1 pseudogene is annotated in these 512 nt (G+C 56.1%); it reads left to right on the top strand.

What is annotated here, in order from left to right:
- Positions 1-512, top strand: a pseudogene (locus CXQ91_RS24440) (NADH-quinone oxidoreductase subunit F); the annotation flags it as partial.

Below are 512 nucleotides of genomic sequence, written 5' to 3'. Positions count from 1 at the left end.
CGTTACCTGCTGTGTAACGCCGATGAAATGGAGCCAGGCACCTATAAAGACCGCCTGCTGATGGAGCAACTGCCGCACCTGCTGGTGGAAGGCATGCTCATCTCCGCGTTTGCGCTGAAAGCTTACCGTGGCTATATCTTCCTGCGCGGCGAATATATCGAAGCGGCAGTGAATCTACGCCGTGCCATTGCCGAAGCCACCGAAGCAGGTCTGCTTGGCAAAAATATTATGGGAACAGGTTTTGACTTCGAACTGTTCGTCCATACCGGGGCAGGGCGCTACATCTGCGGCGAAGAAACAGCGTTAAGCAACTCCCTGGAAGGACGGCGTGCTAACCCACGCTCGAAGCCGCCATTCCCGGCGACCTCCGGCGCATGGGGTAAACCGACCTGTGTCAACAACGTCGAAACCCTGTGTAACGTTCCGGCGGTCCTCGCTAACGGCGTGGAGTTGTATCAGAATAGCTCGAAAAGTAAGTATGCTGGCACCAAGCTGGTGGGCTGCTCCTTTCT

This window comes from Arthrobacter sp. Y81 (assembly GCF_002929335.1).
In the GTDB taxonomy this organism is placed as follows: domain Bacteria; phylum Actinomycetota; class Actinomycetes; order Actinomycetales; family Micrococcaceae; genus Arthrobacter.
The sequence above is the reverse complement of the archived record's forward strand: the minus strand, read 5'-3'. Positions and strand labels throughout refer to the sequence as shown.